This window comes from Kineococcus glutinatus (assembly GCF_039542765.1).
Taxonomy (GTDB): domain Bacteria; phylum Actinomycetota; class Actinomycetes; order Actinomycetales; family Kineococcaceae; genus Kineococcus_A; species Kineococcus_A glutinatus.
Genome location: NZ_BAABIL010000026.1, coordinates 1 through 7,807, shown reverse-complemented (window position 1 = coordinate 7,807; position 7,807 = coordinate 1). Strand labels below are relative to the sequence as shown.

The 7,807-nt window shown below is 77.8% G+C and carries 9 protein-coding genes; 7 read left to right on the top strand and 2 right to left on the bottom strand.

Annotated features, from left to right (window positions below; genetic code table 11):
- On the top strand, positions 1-1,170 hold a 1,170-nt coding region (locus ABEB16_RS01675), incomplete at its 5' end, for a 3-oxoacyl-ACP reductase (RefSeq protein ID WP_345710542.1).
- The gene (locus tag ABEB16_RS01670; protein ID WP_345710541.1) at positions 1,167-2,075 is read left to right on the top strand and encodes a MaoC/PaaZ C-terminal domain-containing protein; all 909 of its coding nucleotides are present in this window, start codon (positions 1,167-1,169) and stop codon (positions 2,073-2,075) included. The genes ABEB16_RS01675 and ABEB16_RS01670, both read left to right, overlap by 4 nt.
- Positions 2,076-2,172: 97 nt before the next feature.
- On the opposite strand, the gene ABEB16_RS01665 is transcribed toward ABEB16_RS01670, so the two are convergent.
- On the bottom strand, positions 2,173-2,691 hold the full coding sequence (locus tag ABEB16_RS01665; RefSeq protein WP_345710540.1) for an SRPBCC family protein: 519 nt from the start codon (positions 2,689-2,691) through the stop codon (positions 2,173-2,175).
- An 81-nt stretch (positions 2,692-2,772) separates the two neighbouring features.
- Here ABEB16_RS01665 and ABEB16_RS01660 point away from each other — a divergent pair, with 81 nt between their 5' ends.
- The 3 genes from ABEB16_RS01660 (at position 2,773) to ABEB16_RS01650 (ending at position 5,461) form a co-directional block, all read left to right on the top strand.
- Entirely contained in the window at positions 2,773-3,345 is a 573-nt protein-coding gene (locus tag ABEB16_RS01660; protein WP_345710539.1) for a TetR/AcrR family transcriptional regulator, read from the top strand.
- 80 nt (positions 3,346-3,425) lie between these two features.
- Entirely contained in the window at positions 3,426-4,688 is a 1,263-nt protein-coding gene (locus ABEB16_RS01655; protein WP_345710538.1) for an MFS transporter, read from the top strand.
- A gap of 41 nt (positions 4,689-4,729) precedes the next feature.
- Positions 4,730-5,461 carry a helix-turn-helix domain-containing protein gene (locus tag ABEB16_RS01650; RefSeq protein WP_345710537.1) on the top strand — a complete coding sequence of 244 codons (732 nt, stop codon included), beginning with the start codon at positions 4,730-4,732 and terminating at the stop codon, positions 5,459-5,461.
- Positions 5,462-5,472: 11 nt separating this feature from the next.
- On the opposite strand, the gene ABEB16_RS01645 is transcribed toward ABEB16_RS01650, so the two are convergent.
- Positions 5,473-6,570: a DUF3616 domain-containing protein gene (locus tag ABEB16_RS01645; RefSeq protein ID WP_345710536.1), complete on the bottom strand. Its 1,098-nt coding sequence runs from the start codon at positions 6,568-6,570 to the stop codon at positions 5,473-5,475.
- A 120-nt stretch (positions 6,571-6,690) separates the two neighbouring features.
- Between ABEB16_RS01645 and ABEB16_RS01640 the strand changes: the two genes are divergently transcribed.
- Together ABEB16_RS01640 and ABEB16_RS01635 are read left to right on the top strand one after the other, a co-directional pair.
- The gene (locus ABEB16_RS01640; protein WP_345710535.1) at positions 6,691-7,020 is read left to right on the top strand and encodes a bifunctional 3-phenylpropionate/cinnamic acid dioxygenase ferredoxin subunit; all 330 of its coding nucleotides are present in this window, start codon (positions 6,691-6,693) and stop codon (positions 7,018-7,020) included.
- A gap of 88 nt (positions 7,021-7,108) precedes the next feature.
- Positions 7,109-7,807: LacI family DNA-binding transcriptional regulator (locus ABEB16_RS01635; RefSeq protein WP_345710534.1), on the top strand; the 699-nt coding region annotated here is incomplete at its 3' end.

Genomic DNA, 7,807 nt, shown 5'->3' with positions numbered 1-7,807 from the left:
GCCGCCGTGCTGGACGCGCTGGACGCGCTGGAGTCGCTGCCCGAGGACGGCCGGCGCCTGGCGGCCGTGGTCGTCGCCGCCACCGCGCTGCAGCGGGTGGCGCAGCTGGAGGAGCTGCGCGCCGCCGTCGCCCCCGCCTTCCGGCGCCTGGCCCGCTCCGGGCGGCTGCTCGTCCTCGGCGCGGCCCTCGACGAGGCCCCCGGCGTCGAGGCGGCGGCCGTGCAGCAGGGCCTGGAGGGTTTCGTCCGCTCCGCGGCCAAGGAGTGCCGCGAGGGCGCCACCGCCAACCTCGTGCGGGTGCGGGCCGCCGCCGGCCTCGGCGACTGGGCCTCCACCGTGGAGTTCACCGTCTCGGCGCGCTCGGCGTACGTCTCCGGGCAGGTCGTCACGGTGGGGCCGGCGCCGCAGGTGCCCGCCGGGGACCCGGGGGACGCCCCCGCCCGGCCGGTCGCCGTCGTCACCGGTGCGGCGCAGGGCATCGGCGCCGCGATCGCCGAGGTCCTCGCCGCCGGTGGCGCGCACGTGGTGTGCGTCGACGTCGCCGCCCAGGGCGAGGCGCTGGCCGCCGTGGCCAACCGCGCCGGCGGCAGCGCCCTGCACCTGGACATCACCGCCGCCACCGCCCCGGCCGCCCTCGCCGCGCACCTGCGCGAGCGCCACGGCGGGGCCGACGTCGTCGTCCACAACGCCGGCATCACCCGCGACAAGCTGCTCGTCAACACCGACGCCGACCGGTGGGCGAGCGTGCTGGAGGTCAACCTCGCCGCCCAGCTGCGCATCGACGACGCCCTGCTGGGCACCGACGGCGCGCTGCGGCCCGGCGCCCGGTTCGTCTGCCTGTCGTCGATGAGCGGCATCGCCGGCAACCGCGGGCAGGCGAACTACGCCACGAGCAAGGCCGGGGTCATCGGCATGGTCCGGGCGCTGGCCCCGCAGCTGGCCGCGCGCGGGATGTCCGTCAACGCCGTCGCGCCGGGGTTCATCGAGACGGCGATGACGGCGCGGATGCCGCTGGGCACGCGCGAGGCGGGCCGGCGCTTCAACAGCCTCGCCCAGGGCGGGCTGCCCTCCGACGTCGCCGAGACCGTCGCCTGGCTCGCCGACCCGGCCAGCCGCGGCGTGAGCGGGCAGGTCGTCCGGGTGTGCGGCCAGAGCCTGCTGGGGGCGTGAGCGCCGTGGACCACCGCGCCGAACCCCGCGTCCGCGTCCTGCGCGGCACCCCGTCGCTCGGGCCGCTGTACGCCCGGGCCCTGCTGGCCCGCCCCGACCCGGCCGCCGACCCCACCGGCGTCGAGCTGGAGCAGCACGGCGTGCGGGCCGGGGCCGCGCACGCCGCCGCCTACGCCCGCGTCTGCGGGTTCGGCCTGCGCGACGAGCTGCCGGCGACCTACCCGCACCTGCTGGCGTTCGGGGCGCAGGTGGCGCTCATGGTCACCGAGCCCTTCCCGTTCCGCCTGGCCGGTCTGGTGCACGTGCGCCAGCGCGTCGAGCAGCACCGGCCGCTGCGGGTGGGCGAGGAGCTCGACGTGCGGGTGGCGGCCTCGCCGGTGCGCTCGGCGCGCAGCGGCGCCGTGGTGGACCTGCTCGCGCAGGTCCGCGCCGCCGGGACGCAGGAGGTGCTGTGGCGCGGGACCAGCACCTACCTGGCGCGCGTCGAGCGGGCCCGGGCGGGCGCGGTGGCCGACGACGTGCCGGCGCTGGAGCCGCCCGTGCCCGGGGAGGGCGGGGCCGGACAGCCGGCGCTGTGGCGGGTGGCGCCGGACACCGGCCGCCGCTACGCCGCCGTCAGCGGGGACGTGAACCCCATCCACGTCTCGGCGCTGGGTGCGCGGGCGCTGGGGTTCGCCGGTCCCATCGCGCACGGCATGTGGACGGCGGCCCGCAGCCTGGCCGCCCTGGAGGGCCGGCTGCCGGGTGCGCTGGCGCTCGACGTGCGCTTCGCCAGGCCGCTGCCGCTGGGCGCCGCGGTGGAGGACGTCGCGCTGCGCGAGGGCGGCGACTGGCGCACGGCGGTGCGCGGCGGGTCGGGGCAGTCGCGCCGGCTGCACCTCGTGGCGGCGGTGGGCCCGGCCTGATCCGGGCTCCCGCTCCTCCCGCGGAAAGGACCCTTTCCGTCCCCGGGACGTGCTCCGGGACGACGGAAAGGGTCCTTTCCGCGGGCGGGAGGGCGGATCAGCCCCGGCTGGGGACGGGGGTGCCGGCGCGGCGGGCGCGGGCCGTCTCCACCCGGTGCAGCAGCCGGACCCAGGGCGACCAGCGCGCCGGGCGGGCGACGGAGCCCTCGACGGCCCGCTGGGCGCGGTCGAGGGCGTCCTCGAGGAGGGCGTCGTGCAGCCAGCGCACCACCAGCGGCCAGAGCAGGCGCATGCCGCCCTCGAGCCGCCCTTCGAGGGTGTGCCGCAGCAGCGTCCGCGACGGTCCCTGTGGCAGCACCTCGAAGGCGTGGGTTCCCGCGATGCCGACGCCGGGGTCGAAGCGGAACACCACCCGGCGGCCCGGGACGTGCTCGGCGACGTGGTAGCGGACCTCGGCGTGGCCGCCGGCCGAGCCGGGCCGCAGCCCGCCGGACAGCTCGAGGGCCGGCCAGCGGTCGTGGGGCCAGAGGGCGTCGGCCGGGGTGGCGAGGCTCTCCAGCACCGCCGCCACCTCCTGCCCGTCGGCCCGGAGCACCCGTTCGTGGACGTTGCGCATGACGATCTCCCGTCTCGCCGCCGTGGGTCGGCACCGTCCGTACGCCACCGTACGGAATGACCGTACGCTAGCGTACGGAAGGTGGCGGGGAAACGGCTGGCGCGTGCGGACTGGGTGCGGGCCGCGGTCACCGCGCTGGCCGAGCGGGGCGTCGCCGCGGTCGCGGTGGAACCCCTGGCCGCCCGGCTCGGCACCACCAAGGGCAGCTTCTACTGGCACTTCGCCGACCGGGAGGCGCTGCTGGCGGCCGCGCTGGAGAACTGGGAGCACGAGCACACCGACGACGTCGTCGCCGCCCTCGCGGACATCACCGACCCCGCCCAGCGGCTGCGCAGCCTGCTGCACGGCATCTTCGCCCTGGGCGGCGACGACCTCGCCGTCGTGCTCGCCGGCGACACCGGGCACCCCCTCGTGCGCGCGGCGCTGGCCCGCGTCGCCGAGCGGCGCGTCGCCTACGTCGAGCGGGCCCTGGCCGACCTGGGCCTCGCGGACGCCGAGGCCCACCGCCGCGCCGTCGTGCTCTACGGCGCCTACATCGGCTACCAGCAGATCCACCGCACCGCGCCGGAGCTGGCGCCCGCCGGGCAGGCCGCCGCGGCGTTCGCCGACTCCCTGCTGGCGCTGCTGCCCCCGACGGCGGGAACCCCCGGGTAGGTCCACCCCGTGGTTCCCGGCCGGGATCCCCGGGCGAGGGCTTGACCTTGCCCCTGGGGCAGGGTTGTTGCGTCAGGGGCATGACGACGCACACGGGCGACGACGCCCCCGCCCCCGCCCCGCAGACGACCCGCTCCCGGCTGGTCCTGCCCCTCTACGCCACCGCCGAGGGCCTGTCCTTCCTCGGCAACGCCGCCGTCACGGTCGTGCTGCCGTGGCTCGTCCTGGCCCGCACCGGCGACCCCGCCGCCGCCGCCCTGGTCGCGGCGGCCTCCGGCACGGCCCAGGTGGCCGCCACCGCCGCCGTCGGCCCGCTCGTGGACCGCTTCGGCGCCCGCCGGATGGCGGTCCTCGCCGACGTGGGCAGCACCGCCTCGGTGGGGGCGCTGGCCCTCCTGGACGCATCCAGCGCCCTGGGGCTGGGTGCGATCACCGCGCTGGCGGTGGCCGGTGCCTTCTTCGACCTGCCCGGCATGACCGCCCGGCAGACCCTGCTGCCCCGGGTCGCCGCCCGCAGCGGCCGGTCGCTGGAGAGCGCCGCCGGGCTGCGGCAGGCCGTCTTCGGCCTGTCCTTCCTCGCGGGCCCGGCGCTGGCGGGGCTGCTGGTCGCGGCCATCGGTCCCGGGCGCGCGCTCTGGATCACCGCTGCGTGCTCCGCGCTGGCCGCCCTGGCCACGCTGGGGGTCCGGGTGCCCGACCCGGAGCCGGACGACGCGCCGGCGGGGCTGCGGGGGACGTGGCGCACCGTCCGCGGGCTGCCCGTCGTCGTCAAGCTGCTGGGCGTGGCCGCGGCGAGCTCGCTGGTCTCGGCGCCGCTGCTCAGCGTGCTGCTGCCGGCGCACTTCAGCGGCACGGGCCGGCCGGAGCTGCTCGGGTTCACGTCCTCGGCGTTCGCCGTCGGCATCGTCGCCGGCTCGGCGGTGTTCGCGGTGCTGGTGAGGGTGTCGCGGCGGGCGGCGTGGACGGCGTCGCTGGTGCTGGTCGGTGCCGGGCTCGCGCTGCTGGCGACCCTGCAGGGCTTCTGGCTGGTGGCGGCCGGCGCGGTCGTGGTGGGGGTCGGCAGCGGGCTCGTGAACCCCGTGTTCGGCGTCGTGCTGGCCGAGCGCGTCCCCGGGTCGCAGCTGGCGCGCGTCACCGCCCTGGCGAACGCCGTCTCGCTGGTGGCGGGGCCGCTGGGCCTCGGCCTGGCCGGTGCCGTGGTGGCGGGGGCGTCGCTGCCGGTCCTGGCGTGGGGGATCGTCCTCGCCTGGGTCCTCATCGCCCTCCTCGCCGGGACCGGGCGCAGCCTGCGCGACCTGGAGCCGCCCGCCGCCGGGCCGTCCGGACAGGGCGCCGGGGCGTGAGCCTGCGGCAGACTGCGCGCCAGGACGCCGCAGGAGGACCCGTGATCACCATCGGCCAGCTCGCCTCGTTCGCGGGGTGCACCGTCAAGGCCGTCCGCACCTACCACGCGCGAGGGCTGCTGCCCGAGCCCCCGCGCGACGCCGCCGGGTACCGCCGCTACGACGCCCGGTCGGTGGTCGACCTGGTCCGCATCGTCACCCTGGTCCGCTCGGGCGTCCCGCTGGCGCAGGTCCCCGCCGTCCTCGGCGCCGGTGGGGAGGAGCAGCAGGCGGCGGTGGAGCGCATCGACGCCGACCTGGGACGCCGCATCGAGGACCTGCGGCACCGCAGGGAGCAGCTGCGGCTGCTGCGGGCGCCGGACCGGCTGTGCCTCCCGGAGCGGGTGGTGGCCTACCTGGAGCGGCTGCGGGCGCTGGGCGTGGCGGAGGCGTACGTGGCGGTGGAGCGCGACGGCTGGATCCTCGCCGCAGCGGTCGCACCGGCCTCGGTCGGGGGGTGGCTGCCCGTCAAGGAGCGGCTGCTCGACGACCCCGGCTACGTGGAGGTGCTGCGGGGCTACGCCGCCGTGCTGGACGCCGCGCCGGACGACCCCCGCCTCGACGCGCTGGCCGCCGCGACCGCCGCGCTGGTGCGGCGCACGCCGCAGGAGGCGGACCCGGCGGACGTCGACCTGCCCCGCGCGGTGCTGGACCTCCTCGCGAGCTGCGGGACCTGGTCGCCGGCCTGGGCGGCGCTGGGCGAGCGGGTCGGGCGGCTGCTCGCGGAGCGCTGAGACGCCGGGCCTCAGCCCTTGAGGTCCACCACGTCGGCCAGCACCGCGCCGGCGTCGGTGTGGCGGGTCGCCGCCGGGCTGTCGTGCACCACGAGCAGCCGCTTCGCGCCGCCGCGACCGCGCTCGTCGAGCAGCGCGATGCCCTCGGCGTGGTCCTCGCCCTCCCCGTGCGCCAGCACCAGCACCGCCGGCACCTGCTCCGCCCGCAGCAGCGCCGGGGCGTCGTGCGTGCGGGCCCCCAGCCAGCGGTGCACGCGCACCGGCCCGGACAGGCTCATGCTGGGGCCGGCCAGCACGAGCAGGTCGTCGCCGTCGGGGCACAGGTCGCGCACCCCGAGCCCGCCGAGGTCGAGCAGGTGCAGCCGGTACCTCGCCCCCTCGGGGAAGCGGCGCAGCTTCAGCCGGTGCGGGTCCTTGCCCGACGTCTGCGGGCGCACCTCCACGACGACGGCCCAGCCGCGCAGCACGGGGCCGCGGAAGCCGACGTAGAGCCGGTCGTCGTGCACGGCGATCCCCTCCACGTCGACGCCGTTGTCCTTGCTGGGGATGGCGAAGAACGGCCCCAGCAGCGGGTCGTCGGCCAGCGCGTCGGCCAGCGAGGCACCCTTGCCGCCGAGCAGCGCCGCGGTGAGCACCTCGCCGTCCTCGCCGGTCACCTCGCGGGCGGGCAGTTGCGTGGCCGGGTCCACGGGCAGGCGCAGCAGCACGTAGCGGTTCTCCTCCCGCACCACCTGCGCCAGCCGCTCGCGGGCCCTGGCGTCGGGGTCGGCCGGGCGGATCCGCTTGCGCTTGAGGCTGTGCGAGCCCACCGCCCACAGCCACGGGCCGGAGCGGGCGATGCCCTCCACGTCCACCTCGTCCTCGCCGGCGGGCAGTTCGACGAGGTCGGCCAGCCGCACGCTGCGCTGGTCGCCGTAGCCGGTGACGCGGCCGCCCCGGCGCCGCGCGGTGAGGCGCTCGACGGTGGCGGTCTCGTCGCCGGCGAGCCACAGGTGCGGCCCGTCCTGGCGCACCGCGGAGAGGTTGGTGTGGGTGGCGCCCGCCTTGGACTCGTCGCTGAAGTGCAGCTCGACGTGGCGGACGAGGGGCGCGGGTTCGCGTGCGGGCACCCTCCCAGTCTGCCGCGCGCCGCGCGCCGCGCGGACCGCTCCCGGGCGCCGGGGTGCGGGGGCTGTGCTTTCCTGCGGGTCGGTGGCGGGCGCGGTCCGCCCGGGGCGGAGGAGGAACGGGTGCGCACGATCGACGTCTGCGGCGAGGGTGAGCTGCCCCCCGGGGAGGTGGCCGTCGTGGAGGACGACTTCGTCGGGCGGATCGCGGTGTTCAACGTCTCCGGTGAGCTGCACGCCATCGAGGACCGCTGTTCCCACCAGCGGGCGTGGCTGTCGGAGGGGTACCTGGAGGAGGAGGACTGCGCGGTGGAGTGCCCGCTGCACGCCTCCTCGTTCGACCTGCGCACCGGGCGGCCGAGCACCCCGCCGGCCATCGCGCCGGTCCGGGTGTTCCGCGCCGCCGTGCACGACGGGGTGGTGCGGGTGGAGCTGGACGAGGCCACCGGCTGAGGGCCCGCGCGGCCCTTGTGCGGGTTCGCGGCGCGCGGCTACGGTGACGCCGAAATCGAACCGTATCGATGACGATCGGGGCCGGCTCGTGTTCACCAGCAGGGACGTCGCGCGCGTCGCCGGTGTCTCCCAGAGCACCGTCTCCTACGTCATGTCCGGCAAGCGCCCCATCTCCGAGAAGACCCGCGCACGGGTCCAGGCGGCGATCGAGCAGCTGACGTACCAGCCCAACGCCGGGGCGCGCGCCCTGGCGACCCGGCGCACGCAGGTGATCGGCCTCGTCGTCGCCTTCGGCGCGGAGTCGGACTCCACGGGCCTGCTGCCGTTCCTGGAGACCATCACCGCGTGCGCGCGGCAGGCCGACCACGACGTGCTGCTCGTCACCGCCGCGGAAGGGGCCTCGGTCCTCACCCGCCTCGGCGGGCGCTCGCTGTGCGACGGGATCGTCCTGATGGACGTCGGGGCCCGCGACGAGCGCGTCGACGTCATCGCCTCCCTGCGCGTCCCCGTCGTCCTCATCGGCGTCCCCGACGCGGCCGACGGCCTGACGTGCGTGGACGTCGACTTCGCCGAGGCGGGGCGGCAGGCGGTGGCCGAGCTCGTCGCCGCCGGCTGCGAGCGGGTCGCCGTCATCGGGCACGCCCCCGACGTGCTGGCGCGCGGGCTGAACTACGTCGCCCGCTTCCAGCGCGGCGTCGACCAGGCCGTCGCCGCCGCGGGCGTGCCGTGCGCCGTGGTGGCGCCGGTGGAACCCAGCCGCGCCGGGGCCCGCGCCGCGGTGGCCGGG